Annotated in this window: 19 protein-coding genes; 17 read left to right on the top strand and 2 right to left on the bottom strand. The window is 58.6% G+C overall.

Translation table 11 applies throughout. From position 1 onward, the window contains the following. Positions 1–79 precede the first annotated feature (79 nt). The 16 genes from aroA (at position 80) to BVL55_RS15965 (ending at position 17,948) form a co-directional block, all read left to right on the top strand. Positions 80–1,423, top strand: a complete 1,344-nt coding sequence (aroA, locus tag BVL55_RS16040; protein WP_342097856.1) for a 3-phosphoshikimate 1-carboxyvinyltransferase — start codon at positions 80–82, stop codon at positions 1,421–1,423. Further along, a complete protein-coding gene (gene cmk / locus BVL55_RS16035) occupies positions 1,416–2,063 on the top strand; it encodes a (d)CMP kinase (RefSeq protein ID WP_075997739.1) in 648 nt (215 codons plus the stop codon). The genes aroA and cmk overlap by 8 nt, the downstream gene beginning before the upstream one ends. Before the next feature lie 228 nt (positions 2,064–2,291). After that, positions 2,292–3,995, top strand: coding sequence for a 30S ribosomal protein S1 (gene rpsA, locus BVL55_RS16030; protein ID WP_075998244.1), 1,704 nt, complete (start codon positions 2,292–2,294; stop codon positions 3,993–3,995). Positions 3,996–4,207: 212 nt separating this feature from the next. Further along, positions 4,208–5,233, top strand: a complete 1,026-nt coding sequence (gene sppA / locus BVL55_RS16025; protein WP_075997738.1) for a signal peptide peptidase SppA — start codon at positions 4,208–4,210, stop codon at positions 5,231–5,233. Between the two features lie 28 nt (positions 5,234–5,261). Next, positions 5,262–5,540: an integration host factor subunit beta gene (locus tag BVL55_RS16020; protein ID WP_075997737.1), complete on the top strand. Its 279-nt coding sequence runs from the start codon at positions 5,262–5,264 to the stop codon at positions 5,538–5,540. A 76-nt stretch (positions 5,541–5,616) separates the two neighbouring features. Next, a complete protein-coding gene (locus tag BVL55_RS16015; RefSeq protein ID WP_075997736.1) occupies positions 5,617–5,982 on the top strand; it encodes a LapA family protein in 366 nt (121 codons plus the stop codon). A 228-nt stretch (positions 5,983–6,210) separates the two neighbouring features. After that, a complete protein-coding gene (locus BVL55_RS16010; protein WP_075997735.1) occupies positions 6,211–7,323 on the top strand; it encodes a class I SAM-dependent rRNA methyltransferase in 1,113 nt (370 codons plus the stop codon). Next, complete coding sequence (locus BVL55_RS16005) at positions 7,316–8,203, top strand: TrmH family RNA methyltransferase (protein ID WP_075997734.1); 888 nt, start codon at positions 7,316–7,318, stop codon at positions 8,201–8,203. Before BVL55_RS16010 ends, BVL55_RS16005 begins: the two co-directional genes overlap by 8 nt. Continuing rightward, positions 8,200–8,706 carry a signal peptidase II gene (lspA, locus tag BVL55_RS16000; RefSeq protein ID WP_075997733.1) on the top strand — a complete coding sequence of 169 codons (507 nt, stop codon included), beginning with the start codon at positions 8,200–8,202 and terminating at the stop codon, positions 8,704–8,706. The genes BVL55_RS16005 and lspA overlap by 4 nt, the downstream gene beginning before the upstream one ends. 6 nt (positions 8,707–8,712) lie before the next feature. Next, on the top strand, positions 8,713–9,708 hold the full coding sequence (gene acuI / locus BVL55_RS15995) for an acrylyl-CoA reductase (NADPH) (RefSeq protein ID WP_075997732.1): 996 nt from the start codon (positions 8,713–8,715) through the stop codon (positions 9,706–9,708). A gap of 97 nt (positions 9,709–9,805) precedes the next feature. Next, positions 9,806–11,014, top strand: coding sequence for an ABC transporter substrate-binding protein (locus BVL55_RS15990; RefSeq protein WP_075997731.1), 1,209 nt, complete (start codon positions 9,806–9,808; stop codon positions 11,012–11,014). Positions 11,015–11,084: 70 nt separating this feature from the next. Continuing rightward, positions 11,085–12,764 (top strand): ABC transporter permease, encoded by a 1,680-nt coding sequence (locus BVL55_RS15985; RefSeq protein WP_075997730.1) that lies wholly within the window; start codon positions 11,085–11,087, stop codon positions 12,762–12,764. After that, positions 12,761–13,432 (top strand): ATP-binding cassette domain-containing protein, encoded by a 672-nt coding sequence (locus BVL55_RS15980; protein ID WP_075997729.1) that lies wholly within the window; start codon positions 12,761–12,763, stop codon positions 13,430–13,432. Before BVL55_RS15985 ends, BVL55_RS15980 begins: the two co-directional genes overlap by 4 nt. Positions 13,433–13,458: 26 nt before the next feature. After that, positions 13,459–15,966 (top strand): ATP-dependent helicase HrpB, encoded by a 2,508-nt coding sequence (gene hrpB / locus BVL55_RS15975; protein WP_075997728.1) that lies wholly within the window; start codon positions 13,459–13,461, stop codon positions 15,964–15,966. A 34-nt stretch (positions 15,967–16,000) separates the two neighbouring features. After that, positions 16,001–17,332: an ActS/PrrB/RegB family redox-sensitive histidine kinase gene (locus BVL55_RS15970; RefSeq protein ID WP_428977266.1), complete on the top strand. Its 1,332-nt coding sequence runs from the start codon at positions 16,001–16,003 to the stop codon at positions 17,330–17,332. A gap of 55 nt (positions 17,333–17,387) precedes the next feature. Continuing rightward, positions 17,388–17,948, top strand: a complete 561-nt coding sequence (locus BVL55_RS15965) for an ActR/PrrA/RegA family redox response regulator transcription factor (RefSeq protein ID WP_075997726.1) — start codon at positions 17,388–17,390, stop codon at positions 17,946–17,948. Between the two features lie 7 nt (positions 17,949–17,955). On the opposite strand, the gene BVL55_RS15960 is transcribed toward BVL55_RS15965, so the two are convergent. Further along, positions 17,956–18,474, bottom strand: coding sequence for an MmcB family DNA repair protein (locus tag BVL55_RS15960; RefSeq protein WP_075997725.1), 519 nt, complete (start codon positions 18,472–18,474; stop codon positions 17,956–17,958). A 225-nt stretch (positions 18,475–18,699) separates the two neighbouring features. Here BVL55_RS15960 and BVL55_RS15955 point away from each other — a divergent pair, with 225 nt between their 5' ends. Then, the gene (locus BVL55_RS15955) at positions 18,700–19,404 is read left to right on the top strand and encodes a L,D-transpeptidase (protein ID WP_075997724.1); all 705 of its coding nucleotides are present in this window, start codon (positions 18,700–18,702) and stop codon (positions 19,402–19,404) included. 117 nt (positions 19,405–19,521) lie between these two features. Here the strand turns inward: BVL55_RS15955 and BVL55_RS15950 are convergent, their stop codons facing one another. Next, on the bottom strand, positions 19,522–21,702 hold the full coding sequence (locus tag BVL55_RS15950) for a malate synthase G (protein WP_075997723.1): 2,181 nt from the start codon (positions 21,700–21,702) through the stop codon (positions 19,522–19,524). Between the last annotated feature and the right edge of the window lie 130 nt (positions 21,703–21,832).

The raw sequence follows: 21,832 nt of genomic DNA, 5'->3' as shown, positions 1-21,832 counted from the left end.
TCGTTCCGCCCACACCTCGCCTGCAAGGGCATTGCCAAGAAAGACGTCCCCCATGGCACCCCATGGACCTGCAATACCAATGATCGCCAGCAAGGCGAAGTCCCTTTCGGGGGTTGCAGCAGTGCCGGGCGACAAATCCATTTCCCACCGGTCCGTACTTCTCGGCGGACTAGCCAGCGGCACAACCAGAATTTCCGGGCTGCTGGAAGGCGAAGACGTGCTCAATTCCCTCAAGGCAAGCAGAATGCTGGGTGCCATTGCTGGCAAGGAAGGAGATGACTGGATCATACAGGGAACCGGAAACGGCCTTCTGCTCGAACCGGAAGAAGCCATTGACTTCGGCAATTCAGGGACCGGGTGCCGCCTTTATATGGGACTTGCCGGCAGCTATGACTTCCCGGTGACGTTCGCGGGCGATGCCTCCCTTTCAAAACGCCCCATGGGGCGCATCGTCGATCCGCTCAAACTCATGGGAACCCAGCTCCTCGACAGCCGGGAAGGATGCCGCCTGCCGATTACCCTTTGCGGGCCGCGCGTAACCGCACCCATCGAGTATCGCGTACCGATGCCTTCTGCCCAGGTAAAATCCGCCGTATTGCTCGCCGGCCTCAACGCGCCGGGCATCACTACGGTTGTTGAACCCGTCATGACGCGCGATCACAGCGAGAAAATGCTGGCAGGGTTCGGCGCCGCGATAGAAGTTGAAACCAAAACCGATGGTACCCGTTTCATCCGGCTCGAAGGTCAGGGGAACCTTGCCGGTCAGGACATCCAGGTACCATCCGATCCCTCTTCGGCCGCTTTCCCCATCGTTGCCGCACTGATTGTTGAAGGCAGCGATGTTACCTTGCCCAACATCCTGATGAACCCGACCCGTACCGGCCTTGTCACCACCCTGCTGGAAATGGGCGCGAATATTGACATTTCCAATGAACGCGAAAGCGGTGGTGAAAGGATCGCCGATCTGCGCATTCGGTCTTCGCAACTGAAGGGCGTAACCGTCCCGGGCGAGCGCTCGGCCTCGATGATCGATGAATATCCCGTGCTGGCGGTTGCTGCTGCCTTTGCCGGCGGTGAAACCTTGATGGAGGATGTCGGCGAATTGCGGGTCAAGGAAAGTGACCGCCTTGCAGCCGTTGGTGCGGGCCTTAAAGCCAATGGGGTTTCCTGCGAGGAAGGCAAGGACTGGCTGAAAGTCACCGGTACGCCCGGCGGCAAGGGGCTGGGCGGCGCAGGATCCGGCAACATTGCCCCGGTCGCGACCCATCTTGATCACCGCATCGCCATGAGCTTCCTGGTCATGGGGCTGGGCGCCGAGAAGCCAGTACAGATCGACGATGCATCGCCCATCGCCACGAGTTTTCCAGAATTTACGGCCCTGATGCGGGAATTGGGGGCTGTGCTGGAGCCGTCAAATGGCTGACCGGCTGGTAATCGCCATCGATGGCCCTGCTGCTTCCGGCAAGGGGACGCTGGCGCGCAGATTGGCGGCCCATTATGGTTTGCCGCATCTTGATACCGGCTTGACCTACCGGGCCGTTGCCCATGCCCTGCTTCAGGTCGGGCTTCCCCTCGACAGTGAGGCACTGGCGGCGGAAGTCGCGACCAGCATTAATCTTGGCGCGCTCGACAGGGACATTCTTTCCACCCATGAGGTCGGTGAAGCCGCCTCGAAAGTCGCGGTAATGAGCAGCGTGCGCAAGGCACTGGTGGAAGCACAGAGGAAATTTGCAGAATCCGGCAAGGGTGCTGTGCTCGATGGCCGGGATATCGGCACGGTCGTGTGTCCAAACGCCGATGTGAAGCTGTATGTTACCGCGACACCGCAAGTTCGCGCCCGCCGCCGGCATGAGGAAATCCTGTCCAAAGGCGGGACGGCAGAGTACGCTGAAATCCTGGCAGATATCAAAAGGCGGGATGAGCGCGACATGAACCGTGCCGATTCGCCGCTGAAACCAGCTGAAGATGCGCACTTGATCGATACAAGCGAAATGGATATAGAGTCCGCGTTTCACGCCGCTCTTGAACACGTAGAAAGCGTAACGAGCGCAAAACAGGCCTGAAACAGCATTTTTCGATTGTCAGACGGGATGCGATGGCAGGGTGACCTGCCCCTGTTTGGTTTTGGGAAGTGCTGGCAGAAAACCGGAGAAAACGCCCTCGCGCCACATGCCATTTTAATGGTAGGCCTTTTCTCCGAAACGCAACACCAACCCGGCGCAAATGCAGAACCGCGTATCGCAAGGCGCAAGCCGCCACGAAATCCGGCCGCCGTTCTGCCAGGAGCAATAATGGAAAGTCTGAACCCTACCCGGGAAGAGTTCGAAACTCTTCTCAACGAATCCTTTGAAATCCATGACGTCGTAGAAGGCGCGGTAGTCAAAGGGCTGATCACAGCGATCGAAAAAGACATGGCCGTCATCGATGTCGGCCTGAAAGTCGAGGGCCGCGTGCCCCTGAAAGAATTCGGCGCCAAGGCAAAAGACGGCTCGCTCAATGTGGGCGATGAAGTCGAGGTCTATGTCGAGCGGATCGAAAATGCGCTTGGCGAAGCCATGCTGAGCCGGGAAAAAGCCCGCCGCGAGGAAAGCTGGCAGCGCCTTGAAGAGAAATTCGAGAACAACGAAAAGGTCGAAGGCATCATCTTCAACCAGGTCAAGGGCGGTTTCACCGTCGATCTGGACGGCGCTGTCGCCTTCCTGCCCCGTTCCCAGGTGGATATTCGTCCGATCCGCGACGTGACCCCGCTGATGAACAACCCGCAGCCTTTCCAGATTCTCAAGATGGACCGCCGCCGCGGCAACATTGTTGTTTCGCGCCGCACCATCCTGGAAGAAAACCGCGCTGAACAGCGCTCTGAAATCGTCCAGAACCTCGAAGAGGGTCAGGTCGTCGAGGGCGTGGTCAAGAATGTCACCGATTACGGCGCATTCGTCGATCTTGGTGGCATTGACGGCCTTTTGCACGTTACCGACATGGCCTGGCGCCGGGTTAACCACCCATCGGAAATTCTGCAGATCGGTCAGACCGTCAAGGTCCAGATCATCCGCGTGAACCAGGAAACCCACCGTATTTCGCTAGGCATGAAACAGCTCGAAAGCGATCCGTGGGAATCGATCGAAACCAAGTTCCCGGTCCATACGCGTATTACGGGCCGTATCACCAACATCACCGACTATGGTGCGTTTGTTGAGATCGAACCGGGTATCGAGGGACTGATCCACGTTTCGGAAATGTCGTGGACCAAGAAGAACGTCCATCCCGGCAAGATCGTTTCCACCAGCCAGGAAGTCGAAGTGCAGGTTCTCGAGGTCGATCCGGCCAAGCGCCGCATCTCGCTGGGCCTCAAGCAGACCCTGGAAAACCCGTGGGAAGGTTTCGCCAAACAGTTCCCGGTCGGCGCCAAGGTGTCCGGCGAGGTCAAGAACAAGACCGAATTCGGCCTGTTCATCGGCCTGGAAGGCGATGTCGACGGCATGGTCCACCTGTCCGATCTGGACTGGAACCGTTCCGGCGAAGAAGCCATCGAGGACTACAACAAGGGCGATACGGTGGATGCTGTCGTTCTGGATGTGGATATCGAGAAGGAACGCATTTCCCTGGGCATCAAGCAACTTTCGGGCGATCCGATCGGCGATGCCGCAGACTCCGGCGACCTGCGCAAGGGTGCCGTGGTCACCTGTGAGGTGCTTGAAGTGAAGGATAACGGACTTGAGGTGAAAATCGCCGATACCGACATCCAGACCTTCATCAAGCGCTCCGACCTTTCGCGTGACCGTGACGAACAGCGCCCCGAGCGCTTCGCTCCCGGCCAGAAGGTCGATGCCCGCATCATCCAGTTCGACAAGAAAAACCGCAAGGTGGGCGTGTCGATCAAGGCGCTGGAGATTGCCGAGGAGAAGGAGGCCGTCGCACAGTACGGTTCAACCGATTCCGGAGCATCCCTTGGCGATATTCTTGGTGCTGCGCTGAAAGAAAAATCCGGCGAGAAATAACCGCTGGATACACTGAGAAGAAGGCCCGTGCGGTCAATCCGGCGCGGGCCTTTTTGATTCCAGCCACAGCTTGCAGCAAGCATGCCGCACTGTTAGATCATTTTTGCGTTTCAAAGGTGCCACCCCTGAAACAACACCAGCGACCATTGCGGTCAGGGCTGCCCGGAGCGGTATAACCCGGGCCTGGTGAACGGTCAGACAGGAGAATTACCATGGCTGCTTCTGTATCATCCGCTCTTTCTGCCGATCAGATCGTTGACCGGCGCAAAATGAAGCGCCGCATCACCTTCTGGCGGATCGCTTCCCTGCTGCTGCTTGCCGCAGCCATCGCTTCAATTCTCTGGGCGCTTGGCGCGTTCGAGGGGCTGAGCAAGCGCAGCAGCGACCACATTGCCCGTGTGAAGATTTCCGGCGTGATCACCAATGACAAGCCGATGCTCGACCTTCTGGAAGACCTGAAGGAAAAAGAGCAGGTCAAGGCAGTCATTCTCGACATATCCTCGCCTGGCGGCTCCACCGTTGGGGGCGAGGCTATTTTTGAGGCGGTGCGGGATCTGGCCGCAGAAAAACCGGTGGCATCCAGCGTTGGGACGCTTGCCGCTTCCGCCGGTTACATGATCGCCGCCGGCTCCGACCACATCGTTGCGCGACGCTCTTCCATTGTCGGCTCGATAGGCGTGATCTTTCAGTACGGCCAGGTATCCGAACTGCTCGACAAGATCGGGGTTGAGGTCAACGAAATCAAATCCTCGCCGCTGAAAGCAGAACCCTCGCCGTTCAAACCGGCTTCCCCGGAAGCAAAGGCGATGATCGACCGGATCGTTCAGGACAGTTATCAGTGGTTTGTGGGGCTGGTTGCCGACCGGCGCGGCTTTACGCCGTCAAAGGCACGCCTGCTTGCCGACGGCAGTATTTTTACCGGTGCCCAGGGTCTGGAAAACGGGCTGGTCGACGAAATCGGCGACGAAGAGACAGCCCGTGCCTGGCTGGTGGCGGAAAAGGGGCTTTCCGACAGCCTTGAAATCCATACCTGGAAAGCAGATCGCGACAACGACCTTTACCTGTCGAATCCTGCAGGAAAAACGGCGGCTGCCCTTCGCTGGTTTGCCGTTCAATTGGGACTTGCGACACCTGCCGCGCCGCTTGGGGAGCTTTACGAAATGCTGCCTGAGCGCTTGTTTCTTGACGGGCTGGTTTCCATGCTTCAGATTGACGGCGCGGGCACACTCGGAAGGTGAAGGCGAACCAGGGGGTTATCACGAAGCGATGATAAAATCTGAACTTATTCAATTAATTGCCGACAAAAATCCGCATCTTTATCTTCGTGATGTAGAGAATATCGTGAATGCCATTTTCGGCGAAATCACAGACGCGCTGGCCAACGGAGACCGGGTGGAGCTGAGGGGTTTTGGCGCCTTCTCGGTGAAGAACCGCAAACCCAGGATCGGCCGTAATCCAAAGACCGGTGAGCGCGTCGAAGTCGAGGAGAAGTGGGTGCCGTTTTTCAAAACGGGCAAGGAATTGCGCGAACGCCTCAATGCATGACTCCCATGGAACATGAATTTGGACAGGCATGCGCAGAGAATGAGGCGAGCGGCAAGAAAAGCGAAGGCCAGCATCAATGATTAGAAAACTTGTCTTTCTGTTTATTGCCCTGCCCGTTGCCGTAGTGCTGATCATGCTGTCCGTAGCCAACCGAGCACCGGTACAGGTGAGCCTGGACCCGTTCAACGCCACCGATCCTGCCATCGCGTTTACCCTTCCCCTGTTTGCGTGTCTTTTTGCAGCCCTGCTGCTGGGCATGGTTATCGGCAGCATTGCCACCTGGTTTACCCAGGGCAAACATCGCAAGAAACTGCGCAAGGAACACTCTGAGGCGATGAAATGGCAAAGTGAGGCCGAAGCCCAGAAAAAGCGGGCCGAGGAACTGACCCGGGAGCTTCATCCCGAGTTGAAATCCCTGCCTGCATCGGAACGGGCAGCTTAGAGCGTTTCATGTTTGAGTGGCGATGCTAGCAGGCCCGGCGATGGCGACACCGGCCTGGCAGGTTCTCATATCGTCCTTGTTTGATTTTCTTTCATGTATTTGGACTTGCGCCGTTGGTCCGGCATACACAATTGCAGGTCAAAGGGCGGTTTTCACAAAGCGGTAATTGCTTTACAGCATTTCAGGCCTGAACTCAGGCACCACGGATCGACCTGACCCGGAAAGCGCATGGCCCGAAACAGGAAACCTGCCAAATCCTCGCACCACCGGGATCAGCCGGGCCCGGCAAAGGCCCGCCGTCATTCACGCGAGCCTTCGGCCACAAAAAGAACAGTGCCCCGTCAGCAACCCGTTGAAACAGCGCCACCTGCCCGGCTTGCACCTGCAAAGGCGCGGCTTGCAGAAAAAACAGGGCTCCTGCTCAGCGCCGAGCCAGACAATGATTATGCGCTACTGGATTCTGGTGACGGCCAGAAGCTGGAACAATATGGTGCGTTGACCCTCGTGCGGCCGGAGGGGCAGGCGATCTGGCAGAAGCGATTGCCTCCGCAGCGATGGAAAGCCGCCGATGCTGTTTTTACAGGCGATACCGACGAAGAGGGCCTGGGGCGCTGGCAGTTTAAAAACCCGCAGCAAGGCGAGACCTTTCCCATGGAATGGGACGGCCTGCAGTATTGGGGCCGTTTTACTTCCTTCCGGCATACCGGGGTCTTTCCCGAACAGGCCGCCCACTGGCGGTTCATGGAGCAGCAGCTCGCCCGCCTTGACGGTCAAGACGGCCCGCCCCGGGTGCTCAACCTGTTTGGGTATACCGGTCTTGCCTCTCTGGTCGCGGCGCGCGCCGGTGCCCATGTCACCCATGTGGATGCATCGAAGAAGGCCATTGGCTGGGCACGGGAAAACCAGGAAAGAGCCGGGCTTAGTGAAAAACCCATCCGTTGGATTTGCGAGGATGCCGTCAGATTTTGCGAAAGGGAAGTGCGCCGCGGCAACCGGTATGAAGGCATTCTGCTCGATCCGCCCGCCTATGGCCGAGGTCCGAAAGGCGAGGTTTGGCAGCTTTTCGAAAACCTGCCGCATATGGCTGATCTGTGCCGGGAGCTGGTTTCGCCCCGGGCAGGCTTCGTTGTTCTGACCGCCTATACGATCCGCGCGTCCTTTCTTGCCATCCATGAGCTTATGCAGGAAGTTTTCGGCGACAGGGGCGGGCTTTTGGAATCGGGTGAACTGACGATTGCCACCCGTGGCTCGGAGCGCCGCATCTCAACCTCCATGTTCAGCCGATGGACCGCTGGTACGGCCAGGCCCGGCACACCCGCCCGGGAGGGAAGCGATGGCTGATGCCGCCGTAAAAACCGCCGGCAAGGTAAAGTCGGTTACCTCGACGGCCAACCCTCTGGTCAAGCAGATCAAGGCGCTGGCCATGAAGAAGAACCGCGACCGCGAGGGCGTATTTCTGGCCGAGGGACGCAAGCTGTTGACCGACGCGATGGAACAGGGCTGGCAGATCGAAACGGTGGTTTGTTCGAGCGAAATGGCCGCCGATCCGGGTTTTGCCGCAACCGCAGCCAGATGCCGCGCTACGGGCGCCGATATACTTGAAGTCAACGGCAAGGTGCTGGGTGCCATTTCCCGCCGCGACAATCCGCAAACGGTGATCGCCGTAATCCGCCAGCGCTGGAAAGAAGCAAACCACATAGCCGGTTCGCTCAAGGCGCCTGGTGACATCGTCATTGCCCTCGACCGGGTGCGTGATCCCGGTAATCTGGGCACCATCATCCGGGCCGCTGATGCTGCTGGGGCAAAAGGCATCCTGTTGATCGGCGAATGCACCGATCCGTTTTCACTGGAAGCGGTTCGCGCCACCATGGGTTCGCTGTTTCACGTGCCCATTGCCCGGTTGAGTGAGGACGAATTCGTGGCGATGGCCTTAAAGGCAGCTGGCGGCGTGCAGATCGCCGGAACACACTTGCAGGGTGCCGTGGACTACCGCAGCATTGCATGGCAGGAAAAACCCGTCATTCTCGTAATGGGCAATGAGCAGCAGGGGCTTACGACCAATCTCGCAGGCGCCTGTGACAAACTGGTTTTCATCCCCATGGCCGGACAGGCAGACTCGCTCAACCTTGCGGTCGCCACGGGAATTGTTCTGTTTGAGGCACGGCGCGATAATCTGGTAATGAGAACAATCGAGGGTGCCGAAGGGGTTTCGAGCGCATGAAGATACGCCGACGTTCTGCCGTATTGCTGGCCGCCGCCATTGTCGCGCTTGATCTTGCCGTCAAAAACAAGGTGGAAACGTCGCTTCCCTTTCAAGAACCGGTTCCTGTCCTGCCGTTCCTTTCCTGGTTCCGCACCTGGAACGAAGGCATCGCCTTTTCCTTTCTGACCTTTCTGGACGAGCGTATCCTGGCGGCCATGGTGGTCGGGATACTGCTGTTCATCTTCTGGCTGTGGAAACGCACGCCGCGCAGCCGCTGGCTGGCCCAGATCGGATTTGCCTGCGTGACGGGTGGCGCCATCGGAAACCTGGTCGATCGTGTATTTCTGGGGCATGTGGTTGATTATATCCTGTTCCACTGGGGCAACTGGTCATTTGCGGTTTTCAATCTGGCTGATGCCTTCATTACCGCCGGGGCAGTGGCAATCTTTCTGGACGAGGTGCTGTGGTCGCTGCAAACCTCTGCACGGCAATCGGAAAAAGAGAAACCGAAAAAGGAGTAACCGGCGATGAGCGCGAGCTTTCGGGCCATTCTTGTTTCCCGTGATGACGAGAAGAAACAAAGCGTCGATGTCGTTGAACTCAACGAAGAGGACCTGATGGAAGGAGACGTCACGGTCCGAGTTGAGGCAACCACCGTCAATTACAAGGATGGTTTGGCGATAACCGGCAAGAGCCCCGTCGTCCGTCACTGGCCAATGGTGCCCGGCATCGACCTCGTCGGAACGGTGGTCAATTCCGAAAATTCCGCCTTCAAGACGGGTGACAAGGTACTGCTCAACGGTTTCGGCGTTGGCGAAACCCACTGGGGGGCCTATGCGGGACTTGCCCGTCTTTCCGCCAACTGGCTCATTCCCCTTCCCAAGCAGTTGAGCCCGCTCCAGGCCATGGGAGTCGGCACGGCAGGCTATACCGCTATGCTTTGCGTCATGGCACTGGAGGAACGCGGCATTAAACCGGAATCCGGCCCCGTCGTGGTCACTGGTGCCAATGGCGGCGTCGGTTCCGTTGCCATCACCATTCTTGCCAAGCTTGGCTACCATGTTATCGCTTCGACGGGCCGGCCCGAAGAGGCCGATTTCCTGACAAATCTTGGAGCAGCCGAGATCATCGACCGAAAGGAGCTTTCCGAACCGGGCAAGCCGCTTGGCAAGGAGCGCTGGGTCGGCGGCGTTGATGCGGTGGGAAGCCACACCCTTGCAAATGTGCTTGCCCAGACAAGCTATGGCGGCGCAGTGGCGGCATGCGGCCTTGCCCAGGGCTTTGACCTGCCGGCAACCGTTATGCCGTTTATCCTGCGCAATGTAGCGCTGCTTGGCGTCGACTCTGTCATGCAGCCGAAGGAACGGCGCATCGAGGCGTGGGAACGGATCACACAGGATCTCAACATGGGCAAGCTGGAGGATATTACCTCGGTCATAGGATTTGACGACATCATTTCCACGGCCCAGGATATCGTCGATGGCAAGGTGCGCGGGCGTGTGGCCGTGGATATGGAGCGCTGACCGAAGCCGGTGAACCCGTTCACGCTACCGTGTTTTGCCGCCTGGCGCACCGGTCGCTAGAAACCGGTAAACGCGTCCGCAAAAGGGGATTGCTCGGATGAAAAAGCTTCTGACAGCTATTGTTATGCTGGCAATGACGGCCACCGGCGCAAAAGCGCTCGATCTGGATAATTGGAAAGGCATAGAAGAGGCGGCGCGCGGCCAGACCGTCTATTTCAATGCCTGGGGTGGCGCGCAGAACATCAACGAATACATCCGCTGGGCCGGCGATGCGGTGAAAGAGCGTTACGGGGTGACTGTCGTGCACACCAAACTCGACGACACCGCCAATGCCGTTTCCGCCGTTGTTGCCGCCAAGGCCGCTGGTGTGGATGAAAATGGCGACATCGATCTCATCTGGATCAATGGCGAAAACTTCGTCAACATGAAGAAGCAGGGCCTGTTGCTTGAAACTGGCTGGGCTCAGAAACTGCCCAACTGGCAGTATGTCGACTGGAAGAACAAGCCTACCATCCTGACCGACTTCACTGAACCCACCGACGGTCTGGAATCGCCCTGGGGAATGGCCAAGATGGTGTTTTTCCACGACACGGCACGCGGCCTTCAGATGCCGGATTCGTTTGCCGAACTGGTGTCCTGGACGGAAAAGAACCCGGGGCGTTTTACCTACCCCGCGCCGCCGGACTTTGTTGGCTCTTCTTTCCTGAAACAGGCGCTGACGGAGAGCGTTGCCGACCCTTCGGCGCTGCTGAAACCGGTTGATCCGGAAAACTACGAGACGACCGTGGAACCACTGTTCGCCGCACTGGACCGCATGCACCCCAACTTGTGGCGCAGCGGCAGGACCTTTCCAAAGAACAAGGAAGCGCTCCGCCAACTTCTTGCCGACAATGAAATTGACATCGCTTTCGCCTTTTCACCGGCGGAAGCCTCCAACGCCATTGCAAACAATGAACTGCCAGACAGCGTGCGCTCCTTCGTTTTTTCCGGCGGAACGCTCGGCAACACGCACTTCGTCACCATTCCCTACAATGCGGCAGCAAAGGAAGGCGCGCTCGTCTTTGCCAATTTCCTGATTTCACCGGAAGCCCAGGCACGCAAGCAAGACCCCGCCGTTTGGGGCGATCCTACCGTGCTGGATATCAGCAGCCTGCCGGAAACCTACCGCCTGCAATTCGACGAGCTCGATCTGGGTATTGCCACGCTAAAGCCATCGGAACTCGGGCCGACGCTTAACGAGCCGCATGCTTCCTGGATGGAGGAGCTGGAGAAGGAATGGATGCGCCGCTACGGGGTGGCCAACTGATCGGGCCGGCTGCAATACCCGCCGCCGCTGTGTCCGCTTACCGGCCCTACAACGCATCGGGCTCCAGCTGATGCTGCGATATGCTCCGCATCTTGCCATTTTCATGCTTGCTGGCCCGATACTGTGCGGAATACTGGCAACCTTGCTGCCGGCAATTGGCATTTTTCCTGCCCTTGGCGGACATCAATTCACCACCGAACATTTTTCTTCCCTTTTTGCCCAGCCGGGGCTTTGGCGTTCGGCCTGGATCAGCCTGTCGGCAGGTCTGATAACCACGCTCATATCGCTTTGCCTTGTCATGGCGTTCTTTGCAGCATGGTCGAATACGCGGTTTTTTGCCCGGGTGCAGCATCTGGTTTCGCCACTCCTTTCCATTCCCCATGCCGCTGCAGCCTTCGGCTTTGCCTTCATGATCGCACCGTCAGGCTGGCTGATGCGTTTGATCTCGCCGGAACTTACCGGGCTCACCCGTCCGCCGGATGTTCAGATTCTCAACGACCCCTGGGGTTTTGCCATGATGGCCGGATTGGTGATCAAGGAGGTCCCGTTCCTTTTTCTGGTTTTGCTGGCGGCCCTGCCCCAGGTAAAGCCCGATGCTCATCAGAAGATCGCCACCGGCCTGGGATATGGCCGCATGGCGGGCTTTCTGCTGGTGCTTGGCCCGCCGCTCTACCGCCAGATTCGCCTCGCCGTTTTTGCAGTGATCGCCTATGCGAGTTCGGTGGTGGATGTAGCGCTTATCCTGGGGCCGACCAACCCCGCACCGCTGGCCGTGCGCCTGGTCGACTGGATGAACGATCCGGATCTGACCCGCCGCTTCATGGCATCTGCCGGTGCCGTGTTGCAGTTTCTGCTAACCGCTGCCGCCTTGTTGATCTGGCTCATGCTTGAACGCATTGGCAGCGCCATTGCAGCGCGATTTTCTGCGTCGGGCCGGCGCTGGCGGCGCGACCGGACGGCCCGGATCGCTGCCGGCACAGCCATGAGTCTTGCGGCAGGACTGGTGTTCGCTGGCCTCGGTGCGCTTGCCCTGTGGTCGTTTGCCGGCTACTGGGCATTTCCCGATGCCCTGCCTGCATCCTGGAGCATGAAAACATGGTCGCGTCACCTTCAGGCAGTCGGCGTGCCGCTTTCAATAACCGTCAACATTGCCTTCATCGCCACCCTTGCTGCTGTTTGCCTGACCCTGGCTTGCCTGGAGCGCGAAACACGGCTTGGCCGCAGCGGCGGCACTAGAGCACTTGGAATCGTTTATCTGCCCTTGCTGGTGCCGCAACCTGCATTTCTCTTCGGCCTGCAGATGCTGTTTCTGGCGGTGGGCCTCAATGGCTGGTTCTGGGCAGTGGTCATGGTCCACATTGTCTTTGTCCTGCCCTATGTTTTTTTATCCCTGTCAGACCCGTGGCGTGCGCTGGACGGGCGCTACGGACAGATTGCCACCTCGCTTGGGGCGACGGCCAACCGCATCTTCTGGCGTATCCGCATGCCGATGATGCTGCGGGCCATCCTTGCGGCGGCCGCGATCGGTTTTGCCGTTTCCATCGGCCAATACCTACCCACTTTGCTCGTTGGCGCGGGGCGCTGGCCGACCCTGACGACAGAAGCCGTCGGACTTGCCGCAGGTGGTGACCGCAGGGTGATCGGGGTCTATGCCTTCCTGCAGATGGCGCTTCCTTTCGCCGGTTTTCTGGTGGCTACCCTTGTACCGGCCTTGCTCTTCGCAAGGCGCAAGGGCATGAAAACCGGATGACCGTTGAAACAAAGCGTAACGCGGCTGCCGCCAGTTCCCTGTGTTTTCACGCCGTGAAGATCGAACTTGCCGGACGCCGCCTGATCGATCTTGATGGCTGTATCGAACCTGGCGAAGTGCTGACGGTGATGGGGCCATCAGGCTGCGGGAAATCCAGCCTGCTTGCCTATGTCGCCGGTTTTCTCGACCCGGCTTTTACAGCGGCGGGGGGCGTGACGCTCGGCGGCAATGACATCACAAGCATGCCCGCGGAAAACCGCAGGGTGGGATTGCTGTTTCAGGATGCCTTGCTGTTTCCGCATATGAGCGTTGGCGGCAATCTTTCCTTTGCCCTGCCCCATGATCCGGCACTGGATTCCAGCGCGCGCAGGGACCGCATTGATGCGGCACTGGAAGAAGCCGGCCTTGCGGGCATGGCCGACCGGGACCCGGCAACCCTTTCCGGTGGTCAGCAGTCACGCGTGGCGCTGATGCGGGTGCTGCTTGCACAACCATCGGCACTGCTGCTGGATGAGCCGTTTTCGAAACTTGATTCGGACCTGCGCCAGCAAATCCGGGATTTCGTCTTCGCCGAAGCCCGAAGCCGCCGGTTACCGGTATTGCTGGTAACCCACGACCCCGCCGATGCGGCGGCGGCAGGCGGCAGGGTCATCGAGCTGACAGGGTAAGCCATGTACTCACAGGCGGCTACACAATGAATGCCGGCAGACTGCCGATCGATGATGTACTGCCGGATTTGCTCAACGTGCTTGAACACGCTTCATGCGCCGTATTGGTGGCAGCGCCGGGTGCAGGCAAGACGACCCGCGTCCCGCCGGCCCTGCTTTCCTGCAACTGGCTTCGCGATGGCAGAATTCTTGTGCTGGAACCGAGACGATTGGCCGCCCGGTCTGCCGCCATTCATGTCGCCTCCCTGCTGGGTGAGCCCGTTGGCAGGCGTGTGGGGTATCGTGTCCGGCACGAAACGAAGGTTTCCCCGCAGACGAGGATCGAATTTGTCACATCGGGCATTTTTACCCGCATGATCGTCGCCGATCCGGAACTTGCAGGCATTGGCGCCGTGCTGTTCGACGAATTTCACGAACGCAGTCTCGATAACGATCTCGGCCTGGCCCTGGCTTTGGACAGCCAGAAAGCGCTGCGGCCGGATCTGCGCCTTGTTCCCATGTCCGCAACGCTGGATGGCGCACGGGTGGCTGAACTGCTTGACGGTGCGAAGGTCATCGAAAGTGCCGGCCGGTCCTTTCCGGTGGAGATTTCCTACCGAACCCGCCAGGCCGACGAACACCTTGACCAGGCCATGGCCTCGGCGATCCGCAAGACCCTGCAGGAGGATGCCGGCAGCCTGCTTTGCTTTCTGCCGGGCCAGCGGGAGATTCACCGCGTGCATGACCGGTTGCTGCAACCGGTCAATTTGCCGGATGATGTCGACATTCACCTGCTCTATGGTGCGCTTGATCCCAAAGATCAGTTTGCCGCCATCGCGGCGCCGAAGCCAGGCAGGCGGAAAATCGTCCTGGCGACATCGATTGCCGAAACCTCCCTTACCATCGAAGGCGTTACCACTGTCATCGATTGCGGCCTTGCCCGGGTATCGCGCTATGATGCTGCTGCCGGGGTTTCTCGGCTCGAAACGGTGCGCGCATCGCTTGCCTCTGTGACACAGCGCGCCGGCAGAGCGGGCAGGACTGCTCCGGGAAGGGCCATCCGATTATGGCATGAAAGCCAGACTGCTTCCCTTGCCGAATTCGAGCGGCCGGAAATACTGGAGAGCGATCTCTCAAATCTGGTGCTCGATCTGGCCGATTGGGGGGTAACCGATCCCCTGACGTTGAAATGGCTTGATCCGCCGCCTGCTGCCATCTGGCAGGCGTCGCTGACCGCATTGCAGCAATTGGGCGCGCTGGACAAAAACGGCATTATCACCGCGAAGGGCCGCGCAATGCGTGAGCTGCCCGCAAGACCGCGGCTTGCCAATATGGTATTGTCTGCGACCTCTTCCGCTCTTCTCCAGCTTGCCGCACTTTCAGCCCTGCTGATCGAAGAGCCGAGCCTTGGTGGCAAAGGTACCGATCTTGAGAACAGCTTGAACCGGTTGCGGAATGATAAAGGGCCGTACGCAAAACGCATCAAGTCAGCAGCGCGGAGATTGGCGGATAAAGCGATAGCCCATGAGGGAAGACCGGCCGTCAAGTTGCCGAACGATACAACTGTCGGCGGACTGCTTTCCCTCGCCTATCCCGACCGCATTGCCGCCAATATGGGCCAGAGCGCAGATGGTTCGATATCGTTTCGTCTTGCCAATGGCAGGCGTGCACGCCTTGATGCAGCCGATCCTCTGTCGCAGGAAAAACACATCGTGGTGGCAGACCTTCAGGGGACAGCGGCTTCAGCACGCGTGTTGCGTGCTGTGGCCATCGAGCCCACCGAAATCAGAGCCCTCCACGAAGCGCGCATCAAACAGAACCGGGTGATCGAACTTGACCAGGCCAGCGGCACTTTTCGGGCGCGTATGGTTGAGCAACTGGATCGCCTCGAGCTTTCTTCCCGAACCGTTCCCCTGAAAGCCGGTGACCGGCTGGAAGAAGCCATTGCCGGCCTGATCCGGAAGGAGGGGCTTTTTTCCGCCCTGCCAGCTTTTCGCGAAGGCGCGGTGCCCGCGCTGCTTGCGCGAATGGCGTTTGCCCGTCATCATCTGCCAGAAAAATTTCCTCCCGTTGATGAAGCATCGCTTCAGGAAAGCATGGAAGACTGGCTTTTGCCGCTGTTGTCCGGGGCGAAGAGCCCTTCGGACATCAAGGCAGGCAAGATCACCGATGGCCTGTATCTTTATTCAGGGCACGATGCCATGACCTGTCTTTTGCAGATCGCCCCTGAAAACTGGCCCCTACCGACCGGCCGCCAACAGCGCCTTGACTATGAGGGTGGCGGAAAGGTGGTGCTTCGGGCAAGGGTACAGGAGCTTTATGGCCTCACCCGGCATCCGGCAATTGCAAGCCGATTGCTGCCGCAACCGCTACCGGTTACGCTCGAACTGCTGTCGCCGGCCATGCGCCCGGTCCAGACCACCACCGATCTGCCGGGTTTCTGGGCGGGCAGCTGGCAGGACGTGCGGAAGGAAATGCGCGGGCGCTATCCCAAGCACTACTGGCCGGAAGATCCGGCAACTGCGCAGGCGACGGTCAGAACGAAACCACGGTAACACGGGACCGGTTTCCCGGCACATACAGAGCGCCATGTTGCAACGAAATAGAATGCTGACGGAAACCAGTACCTCGCCCGGCAATGGCGACAGCCTGGCCGTTCGCCTGAACACGACCATTCGTATCCGCTGGCTTGCCATCGTTGGTCAGACCGTTGCCGTGCTGTTCATCCATTTCGTGATGGGCTTCGACATGCTGCTGTTACCGTGCCTGCTGGTGATCGCCATGTCTGCCTGGCTCAACCTGTTCCTGCGGGTTCGCTATCCGGGCAATGTGCGCTGGCGCGGGCCAGCGGTCATGGGACTGCTCGCCTATGACATTTTGCAGCTTGCTTCGCTGTTGTATCTGACCGGAGGCATTCAGAATCCGTTTTCAATCCTGCTGGTGGTGCCCGTTATCGTTTCGGCTGCGACACAACGCGCGAAGTATACAGCGCTACTGTTTGTTTTGGCACTTGCTGCAACAAGCTTGCTGGTTTTCTTTCACCAGCCGCTGCCATGGTTCGAGCCTGGTGGAATTGTCCTGCCACTGGAGATCAAGGCCGGCATATGGGTGGCCATTGCGTCTACCATGGCCTTCACTGCGGTATACATGTTCCGGATGGCCGACGAGTCGCGCAAACTTGCCGATGCCCTTGCGGCGACCGAGCTGGTTTTGCAGCGCGAACAGCACATCTCGAACCTGGACGGCCTGGCGGCGGCGGCGGCCCACGAACTGGGAACGCCGCTGGCGACCATCTCGCTGGTGACCAAGGAAATGCTGCGTGAAGCGGAAACGGGAAGCAGTCTCAAGGAAGATATGGAATTGTTGCACAGTCAGGCAGACCGCTGCCGGGAAATCCTGCGAAAGATATCCACCCTTTCTTCCGAGGAAGATGAAAATATCACCACGCTTTCCATTGGCGTCCTGCTGGAAGAGGTCGCTGCGCCCTACCGGCTGGGAGATGCGGTAATCGATATCCGCCTGGAAGGCGAACCGCCGCTGCCAGTGGCAAGGCGCAACGCGGCCATTATCTACGGTCTCGGCAATCTTCTGGAAAACGCCGTGGACTTTGCAGAAACCCGTGTGACGTTTTCCGCCAGCTGGAACCAGCAGAAAGTTGCCATCACAATTTCGGATGACGGAAAGGGATTTTCGCCTGCCGTATTGGAGCATATCGGCGAACCGTTCATCTCCCACCACTCCGCTTCCCACATGGATACCGGCGGCGGGCTGGGGCTGGGGCTGTTTATTGCAAAAACCCTGCTTGAACGCAGTGGCGCGATGCTCACCTTCCGAAACAAGCCGGCCAAAGGCGGTGCAGCGGTCGAAGTGGTTTGGAACCGCGCCGACTTCGAACAGGCTTCGCCAAAATCCGCACAATAGAGTTGCGGCAAAAGTTTTCCTTTTCCAATTGCCGCATGGACCCTAAATTAGGCTGATGACACAGGATACACAGATCGAGGCAGACATGCCCGAAAACCGGCGGCTGCTGCTGGTGGACGATGACCGGCCGTTTCTGACGCGGCTCGGCCGCGCCATGGAAGCACGCGGCTTTGAGGTGGACATGGCGGAAACCATGGCCAGCGCGGTTGCCCTTGTGAAGGCAAATCCGCCTGACTTCGCGGTGGTGGACATGCGCCTGTCGGACGGCAACGGCCTTGATGTGATCGAGGTTATCCGCAAGGCAAAGCCCGATTGCCGCGCCATCGTTCTGACCGGATACGGCAACATCGCCACGGCGGTCACCGCGGTAAAGCTGGGGGCGGTGGATTATCTGGCAAAACCGGCTGATGCCGATGAGGTTTATGCGGCGCTGATGCGCAAGCCGGAAGACAAGGCCGAACCACCGGAAAATCCGATGTCAGCGGACCGGGTCCGCTGGGAGCATATTTTGCGGGTTTATGAACTGTGCGACCGCAACGTCTCTGAAACAGCGCGCAGGCTCAACATGCATCGCCGTACCCTGCAACGCATTCTGGCCAAACGGGCACCGCGCTGAAGATCATTCAATCCGCTGATTTATCGAAGTCCAGCCGGTCGAAAGCAAGATCGCCGGCTTCGGCAAAGCGGGCAATGCGCTCAGCCCGTTGGGCAGCCAGACGGGCAAAGCGCAGTGTGAGTGCCTTTCGGCTGGCGGCATGCATCGTCTGCTCCGGCGGCTCACGCAGCAACTCCGCATAGTGGGCATCGGCAACATAAAGACCCGTGGTTTGGGGAAAGATGCCTGCCGGCACACCAGACCAGGTGGCAAAGGCAAAATAGTCGCAAAAGCCGGAATATTCAGGCCATTTGCGGTCAACCTTGTAGTCTTCCACCGACGACTTGATCTCAATGAGTGTGAACCTGCCCTTCCGGTCCAGGCAAAGCAGGTCCGCACGGCGGCCATTGGCAAGCGGAAACTCCGGCAGAACGGCATGGCCGGCATCTTCCAGGTGGCGTATCATGCCACGCTGGACCATCAGCGCTTTTTCAGACTGCCGCCCGTCAACGAGCGGATTGTTGCCGGCGATCTGGACAATGGGCATGATACATCCGATTCAAGCTGGAATTGCCCATCGTAGCAAGCTCCCGGCGGCATGAAAACATGTCTGCTGAACGTGCCATATTTGCAACATCGCGGCATTACCTAAAGTCATTTTCTTATTTTGCTTGCTGGCAGAATGCCCACTCTGTTATCGCGCAAACGGAAGCAGAATGGCCGCTCGTTCAAATCCGAGGTACGAACGGGCCTCCCAAAACGGCGGAATCCCATGAAAAAACTCTCTCGACTCTTTCTCGCGGCAATGGCTGCGGTGTTGCTTGCAGGCTGCAGTTCCACCGGTTTTCAGCCGGAAATGCCCACATTTGACCGTGCGGCCTTTGTTGCGAATTTTCCGAAGTTCAATTTTACACGCCGCAGCGGCCCCAATCCGCGACTGCAATATGCAGCCGTGGTCGACGAAGGCTATGAACTGCCCCGCATTCCCGTTGAAAAGATGGACAAGCAGTATTTGCGTCAGCGCGTTCCCTACGTGACCAATGAGAAGCCGGGCACCATCGTCGTTGATGTATCCAAGCGGTTTCTGTATCTGGTCGAGGACGGCGGTACGGCAATGCGCTATGGTGTCGGCGTTGGCCGCCAGGGCTTTGAGTGGCAGGGTACTGCCTATATCGGCTGGAAGAAGAAGTGGCCAACCTGGACGCCGCCTTCTGAAATGATTCGCCGGCAGCCCAAACTGGCAAGATACAGCGCTGACAATGGCGGCATGGAGCCTGGCCTGAACAATCCCCTGGGTGCGCGGGCGCTCTACCTGTTCAAGAACGGCAAGGATACGCTCTACCGCCTTCATGGTACGCCGCAGTGGAAATCCATCGGCACGGCAGCATCTTCCGGCTGCATCCGGTTGATCAATCAGGACATCATCGATCTTTACGACCGTGTGAAGGGCCGCGCCAAGGTGGTGGTGATCCAGTAAGACAGCCCATATTGCAGAGCATGATGAACCCGCCATCCGGCGGGTTTTTTCGTGTCTTGAATGCGATGTCGCTTTTGACGGAACCGCAAGAACCGGCTGGAGCACACCTGATTGAGATCAGCTGCCCTTCAGTTCGCGGCGGCGGCGGTGAAGAACCGGCTCGGTATAACCTGAAGGCTGCTCGGTGCCCAACAGCACCAGGTCGCAGGCAGCCTGGAAGGCAACGGAACTTTCAAAGTCCGGGGCCATGTTACGATAGGCGGAATCACCCTTGTTCTGCTTGTCGACGACCTTTGCCATGCGCTTCAATGATGCCATGACGTCGGATTTCCTGCAGACCCCGTGATAAAGCCAGTTTGCCATGTGCTGGGAGGAAATGCGCAGGGTCGCGCGGTCCTCCATGAGTCCGACATCGTGAATGTCCGGCACCTTGGAGCAGCCGACGCCCTGGTCGATCCAGCGGACCACATAGCCGAGAATGCCCTGGGCGTTGTTGTCGAGTTCCTGCCGGATCGCGGCCTTGTCCCAATTGGGGCGTATCGCCACCGGCACGTTCAGAATGTCGTCCAGTTTCGCCTTCTTGCGTCTTGCCAGCTTTTTCTGAACCGCTTTGACATTCACCTCATGATAATTGGTCGCGTGCAGCGTGGCAGCTGTGGGAGAAGGAACCCAGGCGGTATTGGCGCCGGATTTCGGGTGCCCGATTTTCTGCTTCAGCATATCGGCCATCATGTCGGGGGCCGCCCACATTCCCTTGCCGATCTGCGCCTTGCCGGAAAGGCCGCAATTTAGCCCGACATCAACATTGTTGTTTTCATAGGCCGTAATCCAGGTCGACGACTTCATGTCGCCTTTTCGAATCATCGGACCGGCCTTCATGGACGTGTGAATCTCGTCGCCGGTGCGGTCCAGGAAGCCGGTATTGATGAACACCACCCGCGATTTGGCGGCACGAATGCATTCCTTCAGATTAACAGTGGTTCGCCGCTCTTCATCCATGATGCCCATTTTCAGGGTGTTCCGCTTCATGCCCAGCAGGTCTTCGACCGCAGCAAACAGCTCGTTTGCGAAGGCAACTTCCTCAGGCCCGTGCATCTTCGGCTTGACGATGTAGACCGACCCCTTGCGGGAATTTAGGTGCCGGCCCTTGGGGCCAATGTCGTGCAGGGCGCAAAGCGAGGTGATCACCGCATCCAGGATACCCTCGAACACCTCGTCGCCATTGCGGTCGAGAATGGCAGGATTGGTCATCAGGTGCCCGACATTGCGCACAAACATCAACGAACGGCCGTGCAGCGCCGCCGGCCGGCCATTCGGCTTTTTATAGGCCTTGTCGGGATTGAGGCTGCGGGTGACCCTTTTGCCGCCCTTTTCAAAGGTGTCTTCAAGATCACCCTTCATCAGGCCAAGCCAGTTGCGGTAAACCACGACCTTGTCTTCCGCATCGACGGCGGCAACGGAGTCCTCGCAATCCATGATGGTGGAAACAGCGGACTCCAGAACGATATCGCAAACCCCCGCCTTGTCGTCCTTGCCGACAGGATGGTCCGGATCGACAATGATTTCCGCATGCAGGTCATTGTTGACCAGCAAAATGGAGTCCGGGTTCCCCGGTTCGCCGGTGAAGCCTGCGAACTGCTTGGGGTCAGCCAGCGTTGTCTCGCCCTTGGCAAGTTCAGCGGCCAGCTTGCCGCCCTTCACACGATAGGCCTTGACCTGAGCGTGCTTGCCGTCTTTGAGCGGCGCCATGCGGTCCAGCAGTTTGCGGCCCCAGGCGATTACCTTCTTGCCGCGAACCGGGTTGTAGCCCTTGCCAGGCGCGGCCCCACCGGTCTGCGGTATGACATCGGTGCCGTAGAGCGCATCGTAGAGAGATCCCCAGCGTGCATTGGCGGCATTGAGGGCATAGCGAGCATTCATGACAGGAACCACGAGTTGCGGCCCGGCAATGGTGGTAAGCTCGTCATCCACTCTTGAAGTGGTTACCGAGAACGGCTTTCCTTCCGGTACAATATAGCCGATTTTCTTCAGAAAGGATTTGTAGGCCTTCAAATCGGAGTGCTTTCCGGGATTGTCGAGATGCCACCGGTCGATCTGTTCCTGCAGTTCCTCCCGGCGGGCCAGCAGTTCGCGGTTTTTCGGCGTCAGGGCATCCACGATCTTGCCGAAACCCGGCCAGAAAGCTTTCTCCCGCACACCGGTTCCAGGCAGGACTTCCTTGTTGACAAATTCATAGAGTTTTTTGTCAACGTTCAGGCTGCCGGCCTTCACCCGCTCGGCAGTTTTTGCTGCATTCATCAGTTTTCTCCGGAAAATTCGCCGCCCGCCAATGCCGGCGAACCTGGTTACTTCAACGCAATTGAAATTGTGTCAGCGCTTGATAATCACAGCCGCCGCATTTGTCATCCCTTGATCCTGCCTTGAACCC

Origin of the sequence: Salaquimonas pukyongi, from assembly GCF_001953055.1 — a bacterium.
Classification (GTDB): domain Bacteria; phylum Pseudomonadota; class Alphaproteobacteria; order Rhizobiales; family Rhizobiaceae; genus Salaquimonas; species Salaquimonas pukyongi.
This window is presented reverse-complemented; position numbering and strand designations above follow the sequence as displayed.